Below are 22,878 nucleotides of genomic sequence, written 5' to 3' on the forward strand. Positions count from 1 at the left end.
GTCACCTATAAGCTTCCAGTTTCTTCAGAACCGATTTCATGTGGGGTGGAATAGGTTTTTTACTAAACGTCATATAGCGGATGTATTGAGTATAGGCTGTGTCATCTGCTGCATTGCGCAGGTTCAACTGCGCATTGCTCTGGATGAGATATTTAGCGATCTTGGCGTTCCCCCGAAAAACGGCTTCGTGAAGGGGGGTATCACCTGAGCTGTTTGTTCGGTTGATCTGAGCTGAAGCGGAAATCAGGGTTCTGACAACTGACAGCGCATAGTCTTCGTCTTGGAGACCCGCCGCGCGGGTTAGCGGAGTTTCCCATTCCGGTTTACCAAGGGAATCATTTTTGGGCGCGCTGTGTCTGTTCACATCAGCCCCCTGCGAGGCAAGCCGGATAATGTCCTGTGCTGACAATTCGACATCGATGGCCTCAACCAGCAGAGAGTTGCCTTTGGGGTCAGCTATTGTGAGTTTTCTCTCCATTATGAGCTCAAATAACTGGCGGTCCAGATTGGGATAACTGTCTTTCAAGACCGAAAAAATCAGCTCGCCCTTATGTTCGGGCTTTTGAATGGCACCAGTATCCAGCATCGCTTTGATCAATTTGAGTGGCGGTCGGTCGTAGGCGCTTACAAACTGAGAAACATAACTGAATGCATCGTCGGGAGACATGCCATTCAGTGGGTCCACTCCTGCGTCGATGAGTAGGAGTGCGCGTTGGTATTCTTTAACGTTCAGGGCCAGAATAAACGCGGTGGATTCTTCGGGTGTTAGCCTGTCGGGATTGGCGCCAGCATCGATCAATGCTTTGGTGATTGCGGCATTGGAATTCAAAATAGACCACATTATCGGTGTGCCACTGAACTGATCCTCTGCCATTGCTTCTATGTCGGCACCAGCATCAACCAGCAGTCTGATATCCGCCGGTTTTGGGTTGTCCCTTGCTGCGAATAGCAAAGGGGTCCAGCCATCAGGCGTTTGAGCGTTCACATCAGCCCCAGCTTCGAGCAAGGCTGCTATGGAACGTGTTGATCCATTTCCAAAAGAGGCTTCTAACAGCGGTGTCTGTCCTAATTCGGATCTGTGTTCCACATCTGCGCCGGATTGAATGAGGTGCTCTACGATTGTTGAGGTCTTGCGGTAGTAGGCTGCAAGGTTCAGCGGCTGTGATCCGTCTTCGGATAATGCGTCGACGCCATACTGAGCAATGCAGGCCTTGATCGTTTCATCGCTGGCGTTCACCCAAAACTCCTCGGACTGAGCAGCCGTGTCGTTGGTAAACTGAAATCCAGTACAGGGGCTGTCACTGGCAGCGGCCTGTACTGCAAGCGATAGGTAAGCAGCGCATAAAAGAAGAGAAGTTTTAATCACGGAACATGACTTTCATCGTGCCTTCCGGTGGCTCAGCAGAAGGGGCGTTAGTGTTGATCGCAGGACGTTGCGCAAGAATGTTGCCTTTGGTCAAGGGGGCAGGTCGAATTGGGAGTGTTACACCGAGCTGCATCTGGATAGGGTGCCGATTATGGACCGAGAAGATCAATTATACCCGCCGATCAAGGCATTGCTGGAACGTCAGGGCTATACCGTCAAAGGTGAGGTCGGCGCCGCAGATGTAGTGGCGCGGCGCGGGGATGAGGACCCGGTGATCGTCGAGCTGAAGCTGCGGTTTTCACTGTCGCTGTTCCATCAGGCCATCACCCGACTGTCGGTGACGGATCAGGTATATATCGCGGTGCCCAAGCCAAAGGGTAAACAGGCGCGACGAATGCTGAAAGACAATCTGGCGATGTCGCGGCGGTTGGGGTTGGGCCTGATCACCGTGCTGTCTGATGGCCGAGCTGAGGTGCAATGTGACCCCGGCCCCTATGCGCCGCGCAAGTCCAAAAAGAAACAGACCCGCCTGCTGCGTGAATTTGACCGGTTGCAGGGCGACCCCAATGCTGGCGGTGCGACGCGTCATGGGATTGTCACAGGGTACCGCCAAGATGCCCTGCGCTGTGCGGCTTTTTTGGCAGAAAACAGCCCATCACGGGGCAGGGATGTCGCATCGGCCACCGGTGTTGCCAAGGCAACAGGGTTAATGCGTGACAACCATTATGGTTGGTTTGAGAAGGTCGAAACCGGCGTATATGCGCTGACTGAACAGGGCTCAGAGGGTTTAAAACACTGGGCATACAGCTGGGATGGGGCCAAGCCGTAAAAAAAAACCATCGCGATATTGACTCATGACAAGTCACTGCCTAGCTATCCCTCGTTAGCACTCGCTTGGTGTGAGTGATAACGGTCCCGACATTACCGACGGGATCCTAAGGATAACAACCTTTGAGCCTTAAGGAGCATCAAAGATGGCACTTAAACCGCTTCATGACCGCGTGCTGGTTCGCCGCACGGAAAGCGAAGAAAAAACAGCTGGTGGATTGATCATCCCTGAAAGCGCCAAAGAAAAGCCAAGCGAAGGCCAAGTTGTCTCGACTGGTGAAGGCGCCCGCAAAGACAGCGGTGAGCTGATCGCAATGGCTGTAAAAGCTGGCGACACCATCCTGTTCGGCAAATGGTCCGGCACCGAAGTCACCGTCGACGGCGAAGAGCTGTTGATGATGAAAGAAAGCGACATCATGGGCATCATCGAGTAAGCCCACCGGCTTCTCTGATCCCAATTCGCTAAACTACACAGATATTCTCGAGGAGAGACAATATGTCTGCTAAGGACGTCAAATTCGACACCGATGCCCGCAACCGTATGCTGGCCGGCGTTAACATTCTGGCTGATGCTGTCAAAGTAACCCTGGGCCCTAAAGGCCGTAACGTGGTTCTGGACAAATCTTTCGGCGCACCGCGCATCACCAAAGATGGTGTATCCGTAGCCAAAGAAATCGAGCTGGAAGACAAGTTCGAAAACATGGGCGCACAAATGGTCAAGGAAGTTGCTTCCCGGACCAACGACGAAGCTGGTGACGGTACAACAACCGCAACAGTTCTGGCCCAAGCCATCGTCAAAGAAGGTCTGAAGCAGGTTGCTGCTGGCCTGAACCCAATGGACCTGAAGCGCGGCATCGACCTGGCAACTGCTAAAGTTGTTGAAGGCATCGTTGGCTCGGCTCGCGAAGTTAAAGACACTGCTGAAGTTGCTCAGGTTGGTACAATCTCTGCAAACGGCGAAGCTGCTATTGGTCAGCAAATTGCTGACGCGATGCAGAAAGTCGGCAACGAAGGTGTTATCACCGTCGAAGAAAACAAAGGCCTGGAAACAGAGACCGATGTTGTTGAAGGCATGCAGTTCGACCGCGGCTACCTGTCGCCTTACTTCGTGACCAACGCTGACAAGATGATCGCAGACCTCGAAGACTGCATGATCCTGCTGCACGAAAAGAAACTGTCCTCGCTGCAGGCTATGGTTCCTCTGCTCGAGCAGGTTATTCAGTCGCAGAAGCCTTTGCTGATCATTGCTGAAGATGTTGAAGGCGAAGCCCTGGCAACTCTGGTTGTGAACAAGCTGCGCGGCGGTCTGAAAATTGCTGCTGTTAAAGCTCCTGGTTTCGGCGATCGCCGCAAAGCCATGCTGCAGGATATCGCTATCTTGACCGGTGGTCAGGTGATCTCCGAAGATCTGGGCATGAAGCTTGAGTCCGTTACTATGGACATGCTGGGTACTGCCAAGAAGATCGAAATCACCAAAGACGAAACAACTATCGTTGACGGTGCTGGCGAGAAAGCTGAGATCGAAGCACGTGTTGCTCAGATCCGCACTCAGATCGAAGAAACTTCTTCTGACTACGACAAAGAGAAGCTGCAAGAGCGCGTTGCCAAATTGGCCGGCGGTGTTGCTGTTATCCGCGTTGGCGGCATGACCGAAGTTGAAGTTAAAGAGCGCAAAGACCGCGTTGACGATGCACTGAACGCGACACGTGCCGCTGTTCAGGAAGGCGTCATTGTTGGTGGTGGTGTTGCTCTGGTTCAGGCCGGTAAAGCACTGGAAACTCTGGAAGGTGCAAACTCTGACCAGAACGCCGGTATCGTCATCGTACGTAAAGCAATCGAAGCGCCTCTGCGTCAGATCGCTGAGAACGCTGGTGTTGACGGTGCGGTTGTTGCTGGCAAAGTTCGCGAAAGCACCGACGCTGCATTCGGCTTTAACGCTCAGACCGAAGAATATGGTGACATGTTCGCGTTTGGTGTGATCGACCCTGCCAAAGTCGTGCGTACTGCGCTGGAAGATGCTGCATCAGTTGCTGGTCTGCTGATCACCACCGAAGCCATGGTTGCTGACAAACCGTCGAAAGACGGCGGCGCAGCAGGCGGCGGCATGCCAGACATGGGCGGCATGGGCGGCATGGGCGGCATGATGTAATCACAGGTCCTTTGGACTTGTGATGCCCGCAAGGGACATCGCGCCATCCTACCGGATGAATTTGGGGCTGCCTTCGGGCGGCCCCTTTTTGTTTAAGGTCCGTCTTGCGGGCCTGCCTTCGGCGAGAGTATTTTTAGCAAAAAGAAACGTTGTCGATGCCCAAGTTGAAACCTGGGTCAGAACTCGCTTTGCTCACAGATAAGCATCAAGTGTCTGTTGGGCAGGTGCTTGTGATCGGAAAGACAACCCGATGCGGTTGCCGCGTTTCCAGCGGACACTGACATCAAATACACCAATCTCTCGGATTGAAATCGACTGGATCGTTGCTGGGTTCAGCCATTGTGAGCCGCTAGGCAGATCAATTCCGACACCCTTTTGGCTGATATTGAATGTCTCGGCTGCCAAGTTTCCGCTGGGGTAATGTAGCGTGCAGGACGTTCTGAGGGGGATACGTGTCTCTTCTTCAATGGGCATTTGGGACATGGTTTCAGCTCACCTTACTCATCATCTTAACTGTGCGAGGCCGATGTCGCATCGCGGGTTTTGTGAATTGTAGGTTCGCCAATGCTAACAACTGATTATCAGGCGGTAAGATCATGGTGCGGTAAGGTATAGTTTGGGGCTCGCTATTCGCCCTGATCCATGGTTTCTGTGGCTCCTGATTGAATGGCCTCTGTCAGAAAGAATAAAATGCTGCAAGTTCTAGGGCGACCGAATTCCGTCAACGTTCAAAAGGTCATGTGGTGCACCGCTGAACTTGGACTGGAGGTCGAGCGTACGGATATCGGTGGGGCATTTGGTGGCAATGATGGCGCTGAGTATCTGTCTAGAAACCCGAATGGTAAGATCCCAACCTTGATCGACGGCGACTATGTGCTGTGGGAATCCAACGCCATTGTTCGCTACCTTTGCGATCAATATGAAAGTGGCAATTGGTGTCCGGACACTGCCCAAAAACGCGGCCATGCAAATATGTGGATGGATTGGTATCAAACCGCGTTGCACCGGCCGATGACGGTTTTGTTTTGGCAGTTGATCAGGACCAAACCAGAGAACCGGGATTTCGCAGCAACGGAGGCGGCGATTGGTGAGTGTGCAAATTTTTGGGCCATGCTGGACCAGCACCTGACAGAGAGACCATACATTCTGGGGGGCGAGCCCACGATGGCAGACATCCCGCTTGGATGCGCGGCCTATCGCTGGCATTCGATGGGTTTTGAACGGCCTGATCTGCCTGCTTTGCGCACTTGGTGGGGCTGTATTTCGGAGCGGCCAGCGTACAAAGAACATGTGATGCTACCGCTCACATGATAGATACAAGGATCAAGGCCTAAGAATAGGCGAAATCTAAAATGGAGTTGGAAACCTTGTCGAAGCAGAAGGATCATTCGCCGTTAGTAGATCAACTTAGGCAGATTACCCCTGGGTTTCTTCCAAGTGATGTGTTTGACGCAGTCGCCCGGCTAGTCGTTACTCCGACCGTTGTATTTATTCCACTGTTTCAGCGCGAGAACCAAACACGGGTGGTGCTGACACGGCGCGAGCCTGATGACATTCACTATGCTGGCCTTTTGCATCCGCCGGGAAAAATCATGCTGGCCACGGACGAAAATCTGGACACCATCTTTAAACGGTTGATTGAAACCGAGTTGACTGACTTGAAAACTTACTCCTCTCCAGTTTTTGTCGCGCCTTTCTTTGAGCAAATCCTACGTGGTCGAGAGATTTCGCTGGTGTATTATTCTGAGATTGCAGATCCAGGTGACGTAATGGCGAGCTATGATTGTTGGGACTTGCCTGCTGATGTGATTGCGACGGATATTCCGCGTATTGAGAGCGCAGCCAGGGCCTTTGAGCAGTCAAATGGAGGAAACTGACTGAGCTGATGTTCAGATAAGTGACTGCGCTGGGCGTCTGGCATGATGGGGGTGGCTCCGAGGTGGTGCTGGATGGCAACAGTCTTTGGCGCCAAGGTAATTATCCCTCTATAGTTGCGCCCAGATTGTGCTATTAGCAGCCCTGTGTTCAACCCATAGCCAGAGGAGGCGTTTCATGACCAATTTCGCAATATGCTATCGCCTCCAATTTCTGGGCTCTTGGCAGGTATCAGGCGCTGCGCGTACCTGCTGATTCAGCCTTTGGCGTGAACGCATTTCTTTAAAACTGAAGTCTAACCGGGCCTGATCTTCGGCTATTTGCCGTTCCGTTGGTCCCCTTAATCCATCAACACTTACAGGAGTCCTCCGCTTATGCGGGGGTATACCCATCATGACACGACTTGAATCCACAGCTCCGTTTGCAGATCTGAACACGTCGCTTGCGCAAATCATTTCGGACTTTGGCAAATGGCAGGTGCTGAGCGCCTTGTTGCGGCACCTGATGGTCCGCAAGAACCCGGTCACAATGCTGTCGCCGCCCATCTCGGATCACATGCGTAAAGATATCGGGATGCCGCCGAACGTTGAACGGCCGCGGTTGCCGCTGCATTTTTGATCCTCATGGGCGCCTATTGGTGACCCTATGAACAGTCCTGCAATCAAGCTGTGTTTGGCCTGGTTGCAGGATTTTTTCATTCAGCCATTGGGCACTGCCATTCTGACCAGCATTGCGACCGTTTGGAATGAGTTTGCGCTGGGCCAGTCGAGGTGACGTGATCACACCGACTGTAGTATTTTCTGTTGTATAATCAGATGAAGTGCTACCGATCTGTGAGTTTAACGACTGGGCCGGACTGGCCTGGCCCAAAGCGAGGCTGAGTATGCGGCTGATTCTTCTGACTTTTGTGGTCATGCTGGCCTTTGCTGGGAATTCAATTCTAAATCGTTTGGCCGTTGGCGCGGGGGACATCGACGCGATGTCCTTTGCCCAGATCCGGTTGGCCGCAGGGGTGGTGATGTTGCTGGTGTTGTGTCGCCAGCGTCAGCAGAGCCTATCGCAGCCGTTACGTATGAGCCTGTTGGGCGGCGGTTCACTAGCGTTATATATGATCGGGTTTTCGCTGGCCTATCGTAGTCTGGATGCAGGGCTTGGCGCATTGATCCTGTTTGGGATTGTGCAGATCACAATGTTCGGCTGGGGTGCGCTGCGCGGATCAGTGGTGGCGCCGGGGCAGATTTTGGGTGCGCTGATGGCCTTTGGTGGTCTGGCCTATGTGTTGTGGCCGTCAGGAACCGTTCAGGTGTCACTCATCGGAGCGGCCTTTATGGCCGCGGCTGGCTTAGGCTGGGCGATCTACAGTTTGTTGGGGCGACAGGTGCAATCGCCGCTGGCAGCGACAACAGTGAATTTTATCTGGGCCACAGTGATGGTGCTGCCGCTGACAGTGTGGTTGGCAGACCCGGCCGCGATATCTGTTGTTGGGGCAGGGCTGGCGATTGTGTCCGGAGCGGTGACCTCGGGGCTGGGGTATGCGCTGTGGTACCAAGTGTTGCCGCGGCTGCAACCCGCTGTGGCAGCCACAGTTCAGTTGAGCGTGCCGGTGATTGCGATGCTGATCGGTGTGGTCGGGCTAGGAGAGGTCTTGTCGCTGCAGCGGTTCATCGGGACGATGGCTGTGTTAGGCGGGATCGCGCTGGTGATCACCCTGGCACCCCGAGCGGTTAAGTGAGCAGGGTGTAACCACGCCCTGTTTATGCTTATCTGCAAGCTATGAGAGATTTCAAATCAAGCCTATTGGCCATATCGCTGCTTATATTGCCTTTGTCACAGGCCCGTGCGGACACCGGAGAATGTGTGATCCTGTTGCATGGTCTGGCCCGCACCGAAGCTTCGTTCGCGGTGATGGAACAGGTCCTAAAGGCGCGAGATTACAAAGTGATCCGCCCCGGTTATCCATCAACCGATCAGCCAATCCCTGTGCTGGCAGATCAAACGATACCGGCTGCTATTGCCGACTGTGGCGATAGAAAGCTGAATTTTGTGACCCATTCGATGGGGGGGATTTTGCTGCGTTACTGGCTGCAGGACAATCGTCCTGCGCAGTTGGGGAATACAGTGATGCTTGGCCCGCCCAATCACGGCAGCGAAGTGGTGGATGAGCTGGGCGACTGGGAGGTCTTTGGTTTGCTCAATGGCCCCGCAGGCTTGCAGCTGGGTACGGGCCCGGACAGTGTGCCAAACCAGCTGCCACCAGTGAATTTCCCCTTGGGTGTGATTGCTGGCAATAAATCGATTAGCCCGGTTTTTTCCAAACTGATCGAAGGCCCTGACGATGGTAAGGTCTCGGTCGAGTCGACCAAAGTTGAGGGAATGTCAGGGCACCTAGTTCTGCCGGTTACCCACACGTTTATGATGAATAATCCTCGGGTGATTGCGCAGAGCCTGCATTACATCGAATTTGGCCGCTTTAACGAGACGATGAGTTGGATGGATACGGTGTCTGGCGCTATCCAAGAGATTTGCGAGGGAAAGTTCTGCGGCGATTCACCTGACGCGGAAGAGACGCAATAGGCTGATCTGAATTGGTGTCGGCAGAGAGCATATGGCAGACGCCTGGCCTATCGGCCAGGCGCTTTATCTAATTTAGGACTTGGCCCGAACAACCCGGTTCACATGGCCCATCTTACGGCCCGGCTTGGTTTCCGCCTTGCCATATAGGTGAATGGCACAATCGGATTCTTTCGCCAGCTCAGGCACCCGATCCATGTCGTCGCCGATCAAATTCTCCATCACCACATCGCTGTGACGCTGGCCATCACCCAGCGGCCAACCGACGACTGCGCGGATGTGCTGTTCAAACTGATCGACCGTGCAGCCGTTCTGGGTCCAGTGGCCGGAATTGTGAACGCGCGGCGCGATTTCATTCACCACTAACCCCTGAGGCGTGACAAACAGCTCAACCCCCATGACACCGACATAATCCAGTTTGTTCAGGATATTGGCCGCCAATAGAACGGCATCCATTCGCTGCCCGGCAGACAGTTTTGCGGGCACAGTTGTGGTGTCCAGAATACCATCCGTATGCACGTTTTCACCGGGATCATAGCAAGACACATCGCCATTCACGCCGCGCGCCGCAATGACTGACACCTCGTGGCTGAACGTGATGAAGCCTTCGAGCAGGGCAGGGGCACCGGCCATATCCGCCAGTGCCTGTGGTGCGTCCTCTAGCGTCTTGATCCGCGCCTGTCCCTTGCCGTCATAGCCAAAGCGGCGGGTCTTCAGGATCGCTGGAGCGCCAATGTCAGCAAGGGCTGCATCCAGACTGGCCTGATCAGTGATATCGGCAAAGGGGGCCGTGGTCAGCCCCAGACCTTGCAGGAAGTTCTTCTCGGTTAGACGGTCCTGACTGACACGCAAGGCCTCGCGCCCCGGGCGGATTGGGCGGTGGCTTTCCAAGATATCCAACGCTGCCGTGGGGATGTTCTCGAATTCATAGGTGATCACATCGACCGAGGCGGCAAACGCTGTGAGAGCGTCGGTATCGTCATAGCCAGCGGTGGTAACACGATCAGCAACTTGACCAGCTGGCGGGTTGGCTCCGGGCTCGTAGATATGTGTAACAAAGCCAAGGCGCGACGCCGCGACCGACAGCATGCGGCCCAGCTGACCACCGCCAAGAATACCAATGGTGGCGCCGGGTTTCAGGGCCTCAGTCATCTACTGGCTCCTCGGGGATCGAGGCTGACAGAGCTTCGCGCCAAGCATCCAACCGTTCGGCCAAGTCGGGATCCTGCAGAGCCAAGATACCAGCCGCCATCAAGCCGCCGTTGGCAGCTCCTGCAGCGCCAATTGCCATGGTTGCAACAGGGAAGCCCTTGGGCATTTGTACGATGGAATACAGCGAGTCGACGCCGGATAGGGCGCGGGTTTGGACCGGAATACCGACCACGGGAACTCGGGTTTTAGAAGCCACCATACCGGGCAGATGGGCGGCGCCACCGGCTCCTGCGATAATCACCTGCAAACCACGGTCAGCTGCAGATTTTCCGTAAGTCCACAGACGATCCGGCGTGCGGTGGGCCGAGACGATCTTGGCCTCGTACTCAACGCCTAGCTCGTCAAGAATATTGGCGGCTTCTTTCATGGTTGGCCAATCCGATTGGCTGCCCATGATGATACCCACTTTGATGTCGGTCATTTGTGCCCTGTCCCTTGTTTTACTGCGGTACGCGGGATGCCACCGCCGGGGTGAAAGAGAAGCGGGCACTATAGGGAAAACACCGGCCTACGCAATGCGGCAATGGGGCTTGTTTGCATGCTGGCAACCTCAGCTTGAAGAGCCGTAACCCAGTCTGACAGCCGAAGTTTGCAATTAGGAATAATAGCTTGCCGCGAAAGTCCGAAAAACCTTGATTAAGGACAAATTGACGATCTAGATAGAGCTCTAGCTTTGTGGGTGGTTCATTGAAGGACGTTGCCCGTATTATATTGTCTTTACTAGGAATGTCTCACATGAGCCTACCCAGGTTTTTAACGGCAGCGGCTGTTGCCACCAGCCTAACAATGGCCAGTGTTGCGCCTGCTTCTGCAGGAATGGTGCCAGCGCCGACATCAAGCAGCAGCAACAATGCTGAAAAAGCGCTGATCTCTTTCGCGCTTATTGGCCTGATTGCATGGATTACAAAGGACTCCAAAAAGTCATCCGGCGCGAAGGTCACTCGTGATGGCGGCAATACAACCGGCAGCTTCACGTTGCTCAAGTTCTGATCGCAACCAAGACTACTCTGGGGAAGACCCGGCTTTTCCCGAGTGACGAATGTTGCTTCGGATCGGATGTAGAAGGGTGTCCACCAAACGGTGGTCGCCCATTTTTTGTGTTTCCGCTTCGCCCAGACCAAATGTTAGATTCTCTTTCTGCCGGATCAAAAACAGCGTGCCGAACAGCCAGTCCCACAGGGCCAGGGTTTGACCATAGTTCTTGTTGAAATGCTCGGGCCGGTCACTGTGGTGAATTTGGTGCTGTGCCGGTGAGATGAACACGTGTTCCAGTACCGGGCCAAAGCTGACCCAGATATGAGAGTGGTGAAAGTTTGCCATCGCCGCATTGGCTAGGATAATAAACGCATTCACTCCGGCTATTTCGGCAATCGCAATATCTGATGTCAGTGGGCCAATCAGTAAGCCCTGAACGGCTCCGACCAGAACCGAATGGAGGGGCACAATGATGAAAAAGCCAAGCGGATGCTGCCTGTAGGCTGTGAAAGGCGTCATTACCTGAGCGCTATGGTGAACCGCATGTAGCGACCAAAGAACGCGCTGATTGTGGTGGATTCTATGAATCCAGTATGTCGCGCAATCAGAGGTGGCCCAAAGGATCAGGGCCAATACAATAGGGCTGACAGAGCGAGAACTTAGCAATCCATCGGAAAAAATCTGAGAGGTTTCGTAGGCTGTGATGGTAAGCAGTGAGATCCGGCCAAGGAGCCCGCTGAAAGCGGCCAATCGGCCGACAGCAAAGAGCTTTAGGTCGAGCCAGTGTGATTTGTGGGTATAGATAGCCTTTGGAAACAGCCATTTCCAGAATCCACCCGTCTGCCTTCGAAATAGGTAGACTATCCATGCTATCAGTACTGATATGACCAGGAATTCAGGTGCCACAATGACGGATGCGCCAAAGAAACTGGTGTAGAGGTCTGAAAGAAACTCACGCATAAGATGCCGTTCTGGAAATGGGACCAGTATCCACTAGTGCAGTTTCGGATGTAGGTGAATCGATTTGTCTGACTTTGTCCGCGACTTACGCAATAATATCCGGCAGCAGGCGGTCTTCGATCTGGGCGATAATATCCTTTAGCCACAGCTTTTGCTTTTTCAGGCGGCGGATGGTCAGCTGATCGCTGGTGCCTTTGTCCTGCATGGCGTGAATGGCCTCGTCCAGATCGCGATGCTGGCGGCGGAACACTTCGAGTTCGACCTTCAGCACGTCGTCGGTTTTCATGGAGATATCGGTCGGGGCGTTCATTTGAGACTCAGAAATGTAAGAAAATACGTCGGCGCAGGATACGCGTTTACATTCTTTTCGCCTAGTCCTTGTAGGTCTTGCTCTTGTTAAAATGCCAGTTTCTTCCCATATTCACTGCGCAGGCTGCCACTTTGGGGTCTGCTCTTACCGTCGCTTACGCTTTGAAGGACGAAATACGTGTCAAAACTCACTCTGGGCTCTTACCCACATATGTTGGGGTTCGAGCAGTTGGAACGCCTGCTAGAGCGCTCGGCTAAGTCGGGCAACGAAGGTTATCCGCCATATAATATCGAGCAAACCTCGGATTTTTCCTATCGCATTACCCTAGCTGTGGCCGGGTTTGCCGAGGAAGATCTTGCTATAACCATCGAAGACCGCCAACTGGTGATCCGCGGACGCCAGGGTGAAGACAGCGATGGACGGGTGTTCCTTCACCGGGGAATCGCTGCACGTCAATTCCAGCGAATGTTTGTGCTGGCGGATGGTGTCGAAGTCGGTGAGGCCATTATGGAAAACGGCCTTTTGCATGTGGACCTGACCCGTTCGCGTCCCGAAACTGTGGTGCAGACCATCAATATCAGAAAGAGCGAATGATGCGGGAAGCAATTGAACACAGCAGCCCAGAACTGCGCGCGGCCTATGTGAAGACCGTGGATGTCGAAAACCTGCCTGAGGAAGTGCAGAAGGGGGCCAAGGGGCGAACCCATCTGTACGCATTGCACGACGCCGAGGGAGAGCAGCTGGCTTTGGTTGCAGACCGCCGTATGGCCTTTGTGCTGGCCCGTCAAAATGATTATGTGCCTGTGCCTGTCCACTGACCTTCGACTTCCGTGCTCTGGGCAATATCAGGACGCAGCGCGCGGCGATGCAATGCAAAATCACGGGCGTAGAACCTGCGGATAAGCCAAGTGGTCATCGCGGACGTAGGGATCTCAGCTTTACACCTTTCCGAAGTATTCCTTCGCGTATTTGGGTCGTAGACAAATGACTCGCCAAGAATATGCGACAGGCCGGTCATCGTGTGTTCCAAACCATTTTCCAGTGCAGTGATCTGCGCACCAGGCAGGATGAACTGGCCTTGGGGGCGGATGTGGTTATCCAGAACAAATCGATTTCTATAGTAGGCGCGAAACATGCGAGTGACCCAGGTGTTGAATTCGATCTGAGGTCCTGATCCGTGTTCCATTCGCCAGCGATATTCGCTTTTTAGCCGGGACAAGGGATTCCGAAGAATAGTAAACACCGCATCGAAACTGTGTGGGTTGATCATTTGGGTCAGCAGGGAGGCGTGGAAATGCTGGAACGAGCATTTCATATGCCGCAGGATTGTGTCAGCCCGGCCTCCGCCATCCTGAAATGTCACCTTCCAGCCGTTTGACAGGAATATGTGATCAACCGTGGTTCCCGCAGATTTGGGGATATGAACGAAGAGAACGGCCTTACCGTTCTTTTTGTAAATTGGCATCAACAGTCCTCTACCAAACGTGAAGGGAACTGCCCTCAATGATAGTGTAATTTAGCCAATCAGCCAAGATTCCCCTTTGTCCTAGGAGTTAGAGTTAAATCTCCGCAAGATAAGACCAGTTTTCCGCGACCGTGTTTCGCGGGTAGTTAAGAGAAACTTTGATTGGTAACTGTGGGCGGCAACAAGGGGGTGGGAAATGAGCAGATTTGATTTCGACTGGGTTGATGCATTCGCGGATAAGGCGTTTGGCGGCAATGGTTGTGCAGTGGTGCATGGCGGGGCTGGTCTGCCCGAGGCCGTTTGCACGGCTTATGTCCGCGAAACTTCACTGGTGGAGTGCACGTTTACTGGACCGTCAGATGTGGCAGACATTCGCGTGCGCTATTTTTTAGCCAGCCGCGAGATCCCGTTTGCGGGGCACCCGACGATTGCCACAGTTGCTGCGATGCGTGATCGTGGGTTGATCAGAGGCGATCATCTGGTTCTGGAAACCGGCGCAGGGTTGGTACAGATCAAGCTAGTGGGGGATCTGATTGAGATGACCCAAGTTGCGCCTGAATTCGGCCCCGATGCTGACCTGGCACTCGTTGCAGCGGCGGTGTCCTTGCCGGTCGACGCAATCGTCGGTCAGCCGCAAAAGGTCTCTACTGGGCTGCCGTTTTGTATCACGGTGTTAAAGGACCACGCGGCACTGGCTGCGGCTCAGCTTGATCTTGGTGCGCTGGAGAGGTTGGGACAGTCGCTAGGCGCTGACGGCATTGATATGATGGAACCGTTTCTGGTGACATTGCAGGGCGCGACTGCGCTGGGGGATACCTACTCACGTCTGCTCATGGCGCCACCCAGCCCGCCCGAGGATCCGTTCACAGGATCTGCAACGGGGGCCATGGCGGCCTATTTGTGGCGACACGGGTTGATGGATAAAGACACATTCACCGCGGAGCAGGGGCATGGATTGGGACGACCCGGTCAGGCACGTGTTACCCGCGTAGGGACGGCAAATGCGATGACGGGTATTCGGGTGGCCGGTAAAGGCTTTATCCTGATGCGCGGTACGGTAGATCTGCCTGATTATCTGTAGTCAGAAACAGCGCGGCAGCTGGATTAGTGTTTGCCTAAACAGCCTTGTTCAAACAGCGGCAGGCGCCGCTGTTTGATGTGTTGTTATGAGTTGATCAACCAGAGATCAGGCCCATGCTCTCCAGTTTCAGCAGAACCTGGTGGGCACAGTTGTCGACTTCGACGTTTTCAGTTTCCACTGATAGCTCCGGGTTGGTCGGAACGTCATAAGGGTCCGAGATGCCTGTAAACTCTTTGATTTTGCCTTCGCGGGCCAGCTTGTACAGGCCTTTGCGGTCGCGGCGTTCGCATTCTTCGATCGTGGTCGCGACATGGACCTCAACAAAAGCGCCAAAGCTCTCGACGTCCTCACGTACGGCCCGGCGGGTGGTGGCATAGGGCGCGATGGGCGCACAAATGGCGATGCCACCGTTCTTGGTGATCTCGGACGCCACATAGCCGATGCGGCGGATGTTCAGGTCGCGGTGCTCTTTGCTGAAGCCTAGTTCGGAGGAGAGGTTCTTACGCACGATGTCGCCGTCCAGCAGTGTTACCGGACGTCCGCCCATTTCCATCAGCTTGACCATCAGCGCGTTGGCAATGGTGGATTTTCCCGAGCCAGAGAAACCGGTGAAGAATACGGTGAAACCCTGCTTCGAGCGGGCAGGCTTAGTTTTGCGTAATTCGGTCACAACTTCGGGGAACGAGAACCATTCGGGGATCTCCAGACCTTCCATCAGGCGACGACGGAGTTCGGTGCCTGAAATATTCAGGACAGTGACGTCGTCTTTATCCTTGATCTCATCGTTGGGTTCATACTGGGCGCGTTCCTGCACATAGACCATGTGCTTGAAGTCGACCATTTCACAGCCGATTTCGCTTTGGTTCTCGCGGTACAGATCCTGGGCGTCGTAAGGGCCATAGAAATCTTCGCCAGCTGAGTTTTTACCGGGGCCAGCGTGGTCACGGCCAACGATAAAGTGTGTGCAACCGTGGTTGGCGCGGATCAGACCATGCCAGACAGCTTCACGCGGGCCGGCCATGCGCATCGCTAGGTTCAGCAGGCTCATGGTGGTGGTCGACGCAGGGTATTTGTCCAGCACTGCTTCGTAGCAGCGCACGCGGGTAAAGTGGTCAACATCGCCGGGTTTGGTCATACCCACAATCGGATGGATCAGCAGGTTGGCCTGTGCCTCGCGTGCGGCGCGGAATGTCAGTTCCTGATGCGCGCGGTGTAGTGGGTTGCGGGTTTGGAACGCAACAACTTTGCGCCAGCCAAGCTTGCGGAAATAGGCGCGCAACTCGTTTGGAGTGTCGCGGCGACCGCGGAAATCGTAGTGCACGGGCTGCTGAATACCTGTGACCGGTCCGCCAAGGTAAATTTTACCAGCCTGATTGTGCAGGTAGTTCACTGCTGGGTGCGCGTCATCATCCGCGCCGAACACCTTTTCGGCCTCATGCGCTTTGTTGGGCTGCCAGTTGTCGGTGACGGTCATAGTGGCGAGAATGACGCCTTCCTGATCGCGCAGGGCGATGTCTTCGCCATCTTCCAGCGACGCAGCGAACTCTTCGGAGACATCCAGAGTGATAGGCATTGGCCAGAGTTGGCCATCAGCCAAACGCATATTGTCTACGACGCCGTTATAGTCTTCCTCGGACAGGAAGCCCTTGAGTGGGTTGAAACCACCATTCATCAGCAGTTCTAGGTCACAGATCTGGCGTGGCGTTAAATCATGGCTTTTAAGATTGCCCGCTTCGACTTTTAATTTTTGGGCGGAGTCGTAAGAAACATAGAGTTCTGGGACTGGCGCCAGATTACTAAGCATTGTCATGTAAAATCTCTCATAACTTGCACAGGGGGCAACCCTGAGTTTGGTCGGGATACTGCGGTTTTCAGAGGCGAAATACCTCGGACGGGTAACGAGAGTCTAGCATACGCACCGAATAAGGACGGAATATGCCGTTTCGGTGTCAAATGGAAATGTTTCCGGCCTGATCTGTATCGCGTGGAAAGTCGTTCGCGAAAACTACGGTTGTCTAGCCAGAATAGTAACTTCGTCAGGTGTGTCTGGTTGCTTTGACAGCAGCATATCGAGCGTAGAGGCACGCGGAACGGGGAGTGCGGTGACTGGTTGATCCACTCCGCGCAGTTCAAAGGTCTGGAGTTTTTCCAGTGGGGCCGTCAGGTCGGCAGCTTGTACTGATTCTGCTGACACTAGGAGTTCGACGCCCAGGTCCTTGGTTTTGGCCTCTAGCCGGCTGGCTGTATTGACAGCGGCACCAATGAGCGTGCGCGGGGCATTACCTGTAGTGCCAATCTCCCCAAGCACCACGGTTCCGATGTGTAACCCCATCCCGATCCGCACAGGATCTTCGCCTTCAGCTGCCAGCATCCTGTTAAATCGGGCCAGTGCCACTCCGATGTTTTCAACGGCAGAGAGTCCTGCATTGGCAGAATCTACTGGGCTGTCCGTCTCGAAAAGCGCCAGCAGTCCATCGCCCATGTACTTGTCTACCTTGCCGCCAACTCGGGTGATTTCGGGCACAATTGCGTCAAAAAAACGGTTCAGCAGAAAGACAACGTCATAGGGTAGTAGACCGGCAGAACGGGAGGTGAAGCCACGAATGTCGAGGAAAAGCACCGCGATGGTCTTCTCTTCCCCCTGTGCTGAGTGAACGCGGCGACGCCCCTTGGGTTGATAGACCCGTCTCACGCAAAGGGCAGAGGTCGGGTGGATCTGGCAGGCAAGGCGAACATTGTCGGGGGCGTTGACTGCGCGTAGCGAGCGTGCCTCGGCTGGGCTAGGCTCGGGCAATGTGTCGCGGCCTTCTAGAACAGCAACACGACAGGTTGTGCAACGGCCCTTGCCACCACAGAGCGAGGTATGAGGCACGTCGTTGACCTGCGAAATTTCCAGCAGGGTCAGACCGTGCTCGACGGTTAACTCCGGGCCGTCCTCATAGCGAATTCGGACTGACTGCCGTTTTCGTACCAGTTGGCGGATATAATAGGTGGCGATCGATAGTGCCAGTAAGGCAAGGAAAACCCAAAAGCTGACGTCGTAAACCAGTGTAAGGTGGGCGTACTCGGTCAGATCGGGCCAGTTATAGTCTTCTTGGATGGCCTGTGCGTTACCGGGCGTGACATAAATTGACCACATCCTGCGGCCTTCGGTGATCAGGCCTGCCAGTGCCAATGTAGGCACCGTTACGGCTAGTCCGATTAAATACGGGGCAACAGAGCGCCACCAGGACGTGATCCGCAGCCACATGTGCAAGCCAATGCAGCCGTGAACCCAGACCACAAGTAGCAGTAGGTACTGCTGCCAGACCTCCGGAGAGTTCCACATCAACAGAATGATCGAGGACATTTCATCATCGACGGCGAAAACGCGATTGGCGTAGTTTGTAAAGACGACATGCTGGATGAGTTGCAATGGAATTGCGAGGCCAAAGAACAGTTGCACACCCTGTGCTACGGTCATGCGTAAGGTTCGACGGTTGGCGACCTGCCATAGGGCAAGACCGGCATGAATGAAAATTGCGCCAAACAGGATGATTTGACCGGGCAGGTGTCCGGTGAACAGTTCACGCGCGTCCTGCACCTGAAGCATGAAGTCTGGGGAAATTAGCCCAGCAGCAATGTTTAGGAAGTGGAAGAATGCGTAAGTGAGTAGGAAAATTCCGCTTACGGTTCGACTGCGCTGAACTAGATTGCCCTGCCAAATTGCCTGAGCCAATGGATTTTTTTCTCCGATTGATTTGGATCAGGGTGGTGGATGTAGCTGGTCACGTCAAGACTATTCCCTATATGCCCACAATGTGTCGTTTGAGAATAAACCTTGCCTATTGGGGGCTCGACCTCTTCCCTAACCAGATGACCACTAGTGAAGACCGTGAAAGTTGCGCGGATATCCGTCTCTCATGCTATATTTGGGGGCCAGCGTTGGAGCTTGCCTGAAACGCTCAGTGCAGCGCCATGCTCATTATTCCAGTGAAACAAGACAACGTGCCAGCGGGCGGGGTTGGTCCGAGCGGTGTAGATCATGCCGTCTGCACCACTGCGACGAACAGCATCACTTGCTTGCCACGTGGTTGCAGGTTCCCCGGCTTCTCGTTGTGGCTGCCATGGGGTGATCGGGGCCTCTGGCGCGACGTCCAGCGCATCACAGGTTGCGTGATCGCGGATGTCCAGCAGTCTTCCATTGTTCAGCTGCAACGGAACCGAGACACGCGGCGGGTCGTCGTTGCGGACAAAGTTGATGAGGCCGTGTCCGGCGGCATCAATGGAAGGAGAGAGGTAAAGGGCGGGCTGCCCTGAGTGGTGAAACCGTCCCTCGGGCGAGATCACCCCATCCAAAATCTGATCAGCGAACTTTTCATACACAATCCGGTAGAAAAGTCCGCTGATAGTTTTCATCAGTCGTCCTGTTCAGCCAGGAACCGCTCAGCGTCTAGGGCCGCCATGCAGCCCATACCGGCCGATGTCACAGCCTGACGATAAACGTGGTCGGTTAGGTCGCCAGCGGCAAACACACCGGGAACACTGGTTTTTGTGGTGCCCGGCTCTGTCACGACATAGCCGCCATTGTGGGTTTCCAGTGAATCTTTTACCAGCTCGCTAGCGGGGGCATGGCCGATGGCAACAAAAACGCCCTTACAAGGGATCTCGGTCAGCTCGCCGGTCTTGACGTTTTTGGTGATCACACCTTCAACGCCCAGCGGGTTGTCGGTGCCGACAACCTCTTCCAGTGTGTTGAACCACAGCGGCTCGATCTTGTCATTTTTCATCAGACGGTCGATCAGGATCTTCTCGGCGCGCAATTCATCGCGACGGTGGATCAGGGTGACCTTGCTGGCAAAGTTGGTCAGGAACAGGGCTTCCTCGACCGCAGTGTTGCCGCCACCGATGACCACGATTTCTTGCCCGCGATAGAAGAAACCATCACAGGTGGCGCAGGCGGACACGCCAAAGCCCTTGAATTTTTCTTCGCTTTCCAGCCCCAGCCATTTGGCGCGTGCGCCAGTGGCCAGAATAACAGCATCGGCGGTGTAAACTGTGCCGCTGTCGCCCTTGGCTGTGAAGGGGCGTTTAGAGGTGTCGAGCTCGGTGATGATGTCGCCGATGATCTCACAGCCCATGGCTTGTGCATGTTCCTGCATCTTTACCATCAGGTCTGGCCCCTGAACCTCGGTAAAGCCGGGGTAGTTCTCGACTTCGGTGGTCGTGGTCAACTGGCCGCCGGGCTCTATTCCTTGCACAAGGATCGGCTCTAGCATGGCGCGGCTGGCGTAAACACCGGCGGTATAACCCGCAGGCCCCGAGCCAATGATCAGAACCTTGGTGTGGCGTGTTTCAGTCATCGATGAATCCCCAAATAATGCAGCAGGGCGGGCAACCCGCCGGTTGGAGACTCATATAGCGGCCCTGCGAGGTGCGTTAAACCCCTGGATCTGACAGCAGGTGGTGAAGCTATTGTGAAATATACAAGAGGCAAAGAAAGTTGCGCTAACATGAAATATTATTGCGCGCTCTACCTGTGGTGCTATAAGAAACGCAAAATCTGACGGAGAGCTGAACATGGTCACAACACGCCTGGACCCGATTGATCGCAAGATACTGTCGGAGCTGCAAGCCGATGGGCGCATGACCAATGTTGAGCTGGCCAAGCGTGTCGGGATTTCTGCGCCACCCTGCCTGCGCCGCGTCCGCACGCTGGAAGAGGCCGGGTATATTCGGGGCTACCACGCCGAGGTAAACGCACGTGAACTGGGGTTCGAGGTGCAGGTTTTTGCTATGGTCGGTCTCGAAAGTCAGGCGGAAGTCGAGCTGAGCGCCTTTGAAGAAAAGTGCCGCGGCTGGCCGTTGGTCCGTGAGTGTCACATGCTGAACGGTGAGGTGGATTTCATCCTAAAGTGTGTCTCTCCTGATCTAAGCACTTTCCAGAGTTTTCTGACCGGGGAGTTGCTGAGTACGCCAAATGTAGCCTCGGTCAAAACCTCGCTGGTGATCCGCGGGGCCAAGGATGAGCCGGGTGTTCCGTTTGATGTGCTAGAGGAACGACTGGCCAAAGAGGCATAAGCGGCCATTTTCTGGTCGTAGGGAAATCTGATTGCACCGTATTGCTGGCGATAAACGCACGAACCTAGCTGTTGACTAGCAACAGGTCTGGTTGGTTTTGCCGGAGAAGTTTCAGTCCAGAGTCACAACGAAGGATCCTTGCGTCGATGCAAGGTTGCTGGGTTGGCGGCTGTTCAGGCGCTCTAGGTTGACGATAGTCGACAACATCAGTCTGTCGTGGCTCCAGTCGCTGGGCCGTTGCATCAGCAGTGTTGTGACCATTACGGCCCCGACGAGTAAGGCTGACAACATGGCCCACTTGGCAGCATGATCTTGATCGGATGGTTTTGCAGTGACAGCAAGAATGCGCTGTTCCAGCGTGGCACTACGACGCGTTTCGCGACGGTCAACTAGGGCGACGGCGGGGCTGCGGCGGTGAAAGAACACGCGGTCTTGGGTCGCCATGGCGCAGGCACGGATCAGGCACTCGCAATAGGCGCGGGCATCGAACTGAGGCCGGGCCATTAGCGCCTGATCACAGGCATATTCCCGCAAAACGCGGACTTCGCTGCGCCACAGGAAATAGGCAGGGTTCCAGAACAGTATGGGGCGCAGAATTTCCAGCAGGAACTCACATTCGATATCGCGCTGGCGGAAATGCTGCAGTTCGTGGGCGATGGTGAGCCGCAGATCGCGGGGATCGTGAAGCAGCGCTGAAGGCAGCACAACATAGAGATTGAAAAGACCGCGAGTAGAATAGGCGACTGAGGCCGTATCGCTGATCAGCAGCTGCACGCGTCCGACTTTTTTCCACATGAAAGCGCTGCGTAGGCACCTGTTTAGCCGCAAGACAGAGACGATGACATGTAGTGCACATAGCGAAGCGCCAATGGTAAATACCAGGAACAATGCTCGGGCCCAGAAGGCCTGTTGCGTCAACAGGTTGCGTACCAGATCCTCGCGCAAGCCGATTATGGTCTCGAAATGGGTAGCACTAAGACTGACGTGTCCCTGAAGGAACTGCGAGACCAAGATATCGGAAATGTTCGGTGGATGTGGGATGACCCAAGTGGTGAACCCCAACGCCAGTACAGGAGCGGAAACCAGTAAAACGGTCAGGCGGTTCAGCAGTTTAAGTTGTGGTAGAAAGGCATTGCCAAGTCCATGGCGAGTCAGCACTCGTCGCAGCCCAAGCCATATAACCGTGCCAACCAGCAGCAACAGGTTCAGGTCGATATAAGCATTTAGTAGAGCGTCAGCTTGCATTGTCCCCCAGCCTTTCATTCAACAGTGCGCGCATTTCCACGAGCATTTCGTCGGTCACCTCTTCGTCCTCGACCAGCCGCGCGACCAGCGCTGCAGGGGTATCGTTGAAGAGTTTGCTCGAAAGGTTCTTGAGAGTTGTTTTTTGATAATCCGCTTTGGGTATGGCTGGGCGGTATACTAGCGATCGATCCAGACGTTCACTGGTAAGAAAGCCTTTTTGCTCCATGATTTTCAGCACAGTTGCAACCGACGTATAGGCCCGTTCTTGCAGCTTGTTGAGTTCAGCCAGCAAGTCCCGCACGGTACCACCACCAGTTTCCCAGACCACGGTCATGAATTCGAGTTCGACCTCGGTTAGAAGCGAATTGTCCTGCTTTTTTCGCATGGGAGTTGGTGTCCGGTCCGTTTATTAGCGTTTCGCCATCTTAGGCAGGGGAAGGGTGTTTGAAAACTAAATTATTAGATGATGGGAATGTGGCGGCGACTGTTACAAAAATGTGCGCTACCGCGCGCTTTATACAGCGAAGGGTTAGGTGACGTGACATAGCCCTTTCGTGGCTGGGGTGAGGGCGGAGAAATTTGCTGAGAAGGCTCTGAGGGGCAGTTCTGCCCTCAGAGGCCGAGTTCCAGTGTATAGGCACAGCAACCGCGTCAAGGCCGGTGCCGCCTGCGGCGGGGGCTTTGCCCCCCCCCTTGACCCGGCTGCTGTACCGGTTGGGTTACACCTTGCGAAAGCAAAAGAACCCCCAACCAATTGACAGAACCAGAGGTCCCCACAGTG

Annotated in this window: 26 protein-coding genes; 13 read left to right on the top strand and 13 right to left on the bottom strand. The window is 54.5% G+C overall.

The features are described from left to right. Nucleotide 1: 1 nt before the first annotated feature. Nucleotides 2–1,366: an ankyrin repeat domain-containing protein gene (locus DL239_RS12215; protein ID WP_167684376.1), complete on the bottom strand. Its 1,365-nt coding sequence runs from the start codon at nucleotides 1,364–1,366 to the stop codon at nucleotides 2–4. A gap of 151 nt (nucleotides 1,367–1,517) precedes the next feature. Between DL239_RS12215 and DL239_RS12220 the strand changes: the two genes are divergently transcribed. The 3 genes from DL239_RS12220 to groL all read left to right on the top strand — a co-directional run bounded on the left by DL239_RS12220 (nucleotide 1,518) and on the right by groL (nucleotide 4,343). After that, nucleotides 1,518–2,195: a DUF2161 domain-containing phosphodiesterase gene (locus tag DL239_RS12220; protein ID WP_167684377.1), complete on the top strand. Its 678-nt coding sequence runs from the start codon at nucleotides 1,518–1,520 to the stop codon at nucleotides 2,193–2,195. Nucleotides 2,196–2,340: 145 nt separating this feature from the next. Then, on the top strand, nucleotides 2,341–2,628 hold the full coding sequence (locus DL239_RS12225) for a co-chaperone GroES (RefSeq protein ID WP_138164638.1): 288 nt from the start codon (nucleotides 2,341–2,343) through the stop codon (nucleotides 2,626–2,628). Nucleotides 2,629–2,690: 62 nt separating this feature from the next. Then, nucleotides 2,691–4,343, top strand: a complete 1,653-nt coding sequence (gene groL / locus DL239_RS12230; protein ID WP_167684378.1) for a chaperonin GroEL — start codon at nucleotides 2,691–2,693, stop codon at nucleotides 4,341–4,343. A 192-nt stretch (nucleotides 4,344–4,535) separates the two neighbouring features. Here groL and DL239_RS12235 read toward each other — a convergent pair whose 3' ends face one another. Continuing rightward, the gene (locus tag DL239_RS12235; protein ID WP_167684379.1) at nucleotides 4,536–4,826 is read right to left on the bottom strand and encodes a PilZ domain-containing protein; all 291 of its coding nucleotides are present in this window, start codon (nucleotides 4,824–4,826) and stop codon (nucleotides 4,536–4,538) included. A gap of 207 nt (nucleotides 4,827–5,033) precedes the next feature. Here DL239_RS12235 and DL239_RS12240 point away from each other — a divergent pair, with 207 nt between their 5' ends. The 5 genes from DL239_RS12240 to DL239_RS12260 all read left to right on the top strand — a co-directional run bounded on the left by DL239_RS12240 (nucleotide 5,034) and on the right by DL239_RS12260 (nucleotide 8,792). Continuing rightward, nucleotides 5,034–5,654, top strand: coding sequence for a glutathione S-transferase family protein (locus tag DL239_RS12240; RefSeq protein ID WP_167684380.1), 621 nt, complete (start codon nucleotides 5,034–5,036; stop codon nucleotides 5,652–5,654). Nucleotides 5,655–5,695: 41 nt separating this feature from the next. Continuing rightward, nucleotides 5,696–6,220, top strand: a complete 525-nt coding sequence (locus DL239_RS12245) for a hypothetical protein (RefSeq protein ID WP_167684381.1) — start codon at nucleotides 5,696–5,698, stop codon at nucleotides 6,218–6,220. 391 nt (nucleotides 6,221–6,611) lie between these two features. After that, on the top strand, nucleotides 6,612–6,836 hold the full coding sequence (locus tag DL239_RS12250) for a hypothetical protein (RefSeq protein ID WP_167684382.1): 225 nt from the start codon (nucleotides 6,612–6,614) through the stop codon (nucleotides 6,834–6,836). Nucleotides 6,837–7,101: 265 nt separating this feature from the next. Next, the gene (locus DL239_RS12255) at nucleotides 7,102–7,950 is read left to right on the top strand and encodes a DMT family transporter (protein ID WP_167684383.1); all 849 of its coding nucleotides are present in this window, start codon (nucleotides 7,102–7,104) and stop codon (nucleotides 7,948–7,950) included. A gap of 41 nt (nucleotides 7,951–7,991) precedes the next feature. Continuing rightward, a complete protein-coding gene (locus tag DL239_RS12260) occupies nucleotides 7,992–8,792 on the top strand; it encodes an esterase/lipase family protein (protein WP_167684384.1) in 801 nt (266 codons plus the stop codon). 72 nt (nucleotides 8,793–8,864) lie between these two features. Here DL239_RS12260 and DL239_RS12265 read toward each other — a convergent pair whose 3' ends face one another. Next, a complete protein-coding gene (locus DL239_RS12265) occupies nucleotides 8,865–9,941 on the bottom strand; it encodes a 5-(carboxyamino)imidazole ribonucleotide synthase (RefSeq protein WP_167684385.1) in 1,077 nt (358 codons plus the stop codon). Next, nucleotides 9,934–10,422, bottom strand: coding sequence for a 5-(carboxyamino)imidazole ribonucleotide mutase (gene purE, locus DL239_RS12270; RefSeq protein WP_167684386.1), 489 nt, complete (start codon nucleotides 10,420–10,422; stop codon nucleotides 9,934–9,936). The genes DL239_RS12265 and purE overlap by 8 nt, the downstream gene beginning before the upstream one ends. Before the next feature lie 254 nt (nucleotides 10,423–10,676). Between purE and DL239_RS12275 the strand changes: the two genes are divergently transcribed. Next, nucleotides 10,677–10,991: a hypothetical protein gene (locus DL239_RS12275; RefSeq protein ID WP_206188447.1), complete on the top strand. Its 315-nt coding sequence runs from the start codon at nucleotides 10,677–10,679 to the stop codon at nucleotides 10,989–10,991. A gap of 12 nt (nucleotides 10,992–11,003) precedes the next feature. On the opposite strand, the gene DL239_RS12280 is transcribed toward DL239_RS12275, so the two are convergent. After that, nucleotides 11,004–11,936 (bottom strand): sterol desaturase family protein, encoded by a 933-nt coding sequence (locus DL239_RS12280; RefSeq protein ID WP_167684388.1) that lies wholly within the window; start codon nucleotides 11,934–11,936, stop codon nucleotides 11,004–11,006. An 85-nt stretch (nucleotides 11,937–12,021) separates the two neighbouring features. Further along, the gene (locus DL239_RS12285) at nucleotides 12,022–12,246 is read right to left on the bottom strand and encodes a YdcH family protein (RefSeq protein WP_167684389.1); all 225 of its coding nucleotides are present in this window, start codon (nucleotides 12,244–12,246) and stop codon (nucleotides 12,022–12,024) included. 177 nt (nucleotides 12,247–12,423) lie between these two features. Here DL239_RS12285 and DL239_RS12290 point away from each other — a divergent pair, with 177 nt between their 5' ends. Continuing rightward, complete coding sequence (locus tag DL239_RS12290) at nucleotides 12,424–12,840, top strand: Hsp20 family protein (protein ID WP_167684390.1); 417 nt, start codon at nucleotides 12,424–12,426, stop codon at nucleotides 12,838–12,840. Continuing rightward, nucleotides 12,840–13,064, top strand: coding sequence for a DUF1150 family protein (locus DL239_RS12295; protein WP_167684391.1), 225 nt, complete (start codon nucleotides 12,840–12,842; stop codon nucleotides 13,062–13,064). The genes DL239_RS12290 and DL239_RS12295 overlap by 1 nt, the downstream gene beginning before the upstream one ends. Here DL239_RS12295 and DL239_RS12300 read toward each other — a convergent pair. Then, the gene (locus tag DL239_RS12300; RefSeq protein ID WP_167684392.1) at nucleotides 13,040–13,711 is read right to left on the bottom strand and encodes a sulfotransferase family 2 domain-containing protein; all 672 of its coding nucleotides are present in this window, start codon (nucleotides 13,709–13,711) and stop codon (nucleotides 13,040–13,042) included. The two genes, DL239_RS12295 and DL239_RS12300, sit on opposite strands and share 25 nt — an antisense overlap. 196 nt (nucleotides 13,712–13,907) lie before the next feature. Between DL239_RS12300 and DL239_RS12305 the strand changes: the two genes are divergently transcribed. Beyond that, on the top strand, nucleotides 13,908–14,792 hold the full coding sequence (locus tag DL239_RS12305; protein ID WP_167684393.1) for a PhzF family phenazine biosynthesis protein: 885 nt from the start codon (nucleotides 13,908–13,910) through the stop codon (nucleotides 14,790–14,792). Between the two features lie 94 nt (nucleotides 14,793–14,886). Here the strand turns inward: DL239_RS12305 and DL239_RS12310 are convergent, their stop codons facing one another. The 4 genes from DL239_RS12310 to trxB form a co-directional block, all read right to left on the bottom strand. Then, nucleotides 14,887–16,602 (bottom strand): bifunctional sulfate adenylyltransferase/adenylylsulfate kinase, encoded by a 1,716-nt coding sequence (locus DL239_RS12310; RefSeq protein WP_167684394.1) that lies wholly within the window; start codon nucleotides 16,600–16,602, stop codon nucleotides 14,887–14,889. Between the two features lie 195 nt (nucleotides 16,603–16,797). After that, nucleotides 16,798–18,510: an adenylate/guanylate cyclase domain-containing protein gene (locus DL239_RS12315; protein ID WP_167684395.1), complete on the bottom strand. Its 1,713-nt coding sequence runs from the start codon at nucleotides 18,508–18,510 to the stop codon at nucleotides 16,798–16,800. A 182-nt stretch (nucleotides 18,511–18,692) separates the two neighbouring features. After that, nucleotides 18,693–19,190 carry an RES family NAD+ phosphorylase gene (locus tag DL239_RS12320; protein ID WP_167684396.1) on the bottom strand — a complete coding sequence of 166 codons (498 nt, stop codon included), beginning with the start codon at nucleotides 19,188–19,190 and terminating at the stop codon, nucleotides 18,693–18,695. Further along, a complete protein-coding gene (trxB, locus tag DL239_RS12325; RefSeq protein ID WP_167684397.1) occupies nucleotides 19,190–20,134 on the bottom strand; it encodes a thioredoxin-disulfide reductase in 945 nt (314 codons plus the stop codon). The genes DL239_RS12320 and trxB overlap by 1 nt, the downstream gene beginning before the upstream one ends. A gap of 217 nt (nucleotides 20,135–20,351) precedes the next feature. Here trxB and DL239_RS12330 point away from each other — a divergent pair, with 217 nt between their 5' ends. Further along, nucleotides 20,352–20,852 (top strand): Lrp/AsnC family transcriptional regulator, encoded by a 501-nt coding sequence (locus DL239_RS12330; RefSeq protein ID WP_167684398.1) that lies wholly within the window; start codon nucleotides 20,352–20,354, stop codon nucleotides 20,850–20,852. Between the two features lie 111 nt (nucleotides 20,853–20,963). On the opposite strand, the gene DL239_RS12335 is transcribed toward DL239_RS12330, so the two are convergent. Beyond that, on the bottom strand, nucleotides 20,964–22,097 hold the full coding sequence (locus tag DL239_RS12335; protein ID WP_167684399.1) for a M56 family metallopeptidase: 1,134 nt from the start codon (nucleotides 22,095–22,097) through the stop codon (nucleotides 20,964–20,966). After that, on the bottom strand, nucleotides 22,087–22,482 hold the full coding sequence (locus DL239_RS12340; protein WP_167684400.1) for a BlaI/MecI/CopY family transcriptional regulator: 396 nt from the start codon (nucleotides 22,480–22,482) through the stop codon (nucleotides 22,087–22,089). Before DL239_RS12340 ends, DL239_RS12335 begins: the two co-directional genes overlap by 11 nt. Between the last annotated feature and the right edge of the window lie 396 nt (nucleotides 22,483–22,878).

Origin of the sequence: Parasedimentitalea denitrificans, from assembly GCF_011813015.1 — a bacterium.
In the GTDB taxonomy this organism is placed as follows: Bacteria; Pseudomonadota; Alphaproteobacteria; order Rhodobacterales; family Rhodobacteraceae; genus Parasedimentitalea; species Parasedimentitalea denitrificans.

Bases quoted from the DNA above. Each gene is read 5' to 3' on its own strand.
- DL239_RS12220 (WP_167684377.1), top strand. From the start codon at position 1,518: ATGGACCGAGAAGATCAATTATACCCGCCGATCAAGGCATTGCTGGAA.
- DL239_RS12225 (WP_138164638.1), top strand. From the start codon at position 2,341: ATGGCACTTAAACCGCTTCATGACCGCGTGCTGGTTCGCCGCACGGAA.
- groL (WP_167684378.1), top strand. From the start codon at position 2,691: ATGTCTGCTAAGGACGTCAAATTCGACACCGATGCCCGCAACCGTATG.
- DL239_RS12235 (WP_167684379.1), bottom strand. From the start codon at position 4,826: ATGTCCCAAATGCCCATTGAAGAAGAGACACGTATCCCCCTCAGAACG.
- DL239_RS12240 (WP_167684380.1), top strand. From the start codon at position 5,034: ATGCTGCAAGTTCTAGGGCGACCGAATTCCGTCAACGTTCAAAAGGTC.
- DL239_RS12245 (WP_167684381.1), top strand. From the start codon at position 5,696: ATGGAGTTGGAAACCTTGTCGAAGCAGAAGGATCATTCGCCGTTAGTA.
- DL239_RS12250 (WP_167684382.1), top strand. From the start codon at position 6,612: ATGACACGACTTGAATCCACAGCTCCGTTTGCAGATCTGAACACGTCG.
- DL239_RS12255 (WP_167684383.1), top strand. From the start codon at position 7,102: ATGCGGCTGATTCTTCTGACTTTTGTGGTCATGCTGGCCTTTGCTGGG.
- DL239_RS12260 (WP_167684384.1), top strand. From the start codon at position 7,992: ATGAGAGATTTCAAATCAAGCCTATTGGCCATATCGCTGCTTATATTG.
- DL239_RS12265 (WP_167684385.1), bottom strand. From the start codon at position 9,941: ATGACTGAGGCCCTGAAACCCGGCGCCACCATTGGTATTCTTGGCGGT.
- purE (WP_167684386.1), bottom strand. From the start codon at position 10,422: ATGACCGACATCAAAGTGGGTATCATCATGGGCAGCCAATCGGATTGG.
- DL239_RS12280 (WP_167684388.1), bottom strand. From the start codon at position 11,936: ATGCGTGAGTTTCTTTCAGACCTCTACACCAGTTTCTTTGGCGCATCC.
- DL239_RS12285 (WP_167684389.1), bottom strand. From the start codon at position 12,246: ATGAACGCCCCGACCGATATCTCCATGAAAACCGACGACGTGCTGAAG.
- DL239_RS12295 (WP_167684391.1), top strand. From the start codon at position 12,840: ATGCGGGAAGCAATTGAACACAGCAGCCCAGAACTGCGCGCGGCCTAT.
- DL239_RS12300 (WP_167684392.1), bottom strand. From the start codon at position 13,711: ATGCCAATTTACAAAAAGAACGGTAAGGCCGTTCTCTTCGTTCATATC.
- DL239_RS12305 (WP_167684393.1), top strand. From the start codon at position 13,908: ATGAGCAGATTTGATTTCGACTGGGTTGATGCATTCGCGGATAAGGCG.
- DL239_RS12310 (WP_167684394.1), bottom strand. From the start codon at position 16,602: ATGACAATGCTTAGTAATCTGGCGCCAGTCCCAGAACTCTATGTTTCT.
- DL239_RS12320 (WP_167684396.1), bottom strand. From the start codon at position 19,190: ATGAAAACTATCAGCGGACTTTTCTACCGGATTGTGTATGAAAAGTTC.
- trxB (WP_167684397.1), bottom strand. From the start codon at position 20,134: ATGACTGAAACACGCCACACCAAGGTTCTGATCATTGGCTCGGGGCCT.
- DL239_RS12330 (WP_167684398.1), top strand. From the start codon at position 20,352: ATGGTCACAACACGCCTGGACCCGATTGATCGCAAGATACTGTCGGAG.
- DL239_RS12335 (WP_167684399.1), bottom strand. From the start codon at position 22,097: ATGCAAGCTGACGCTCTACTAAATGCTTATATCGACCTGAACCTGTTG.
- DL239_RS12340 (WP_167684400.1), bottom strand. From the start codon at position 22,482: ATGCGAAAAAAGCAGGACAATTCGCTTCTAACCGAGGTCGAACTCGAA.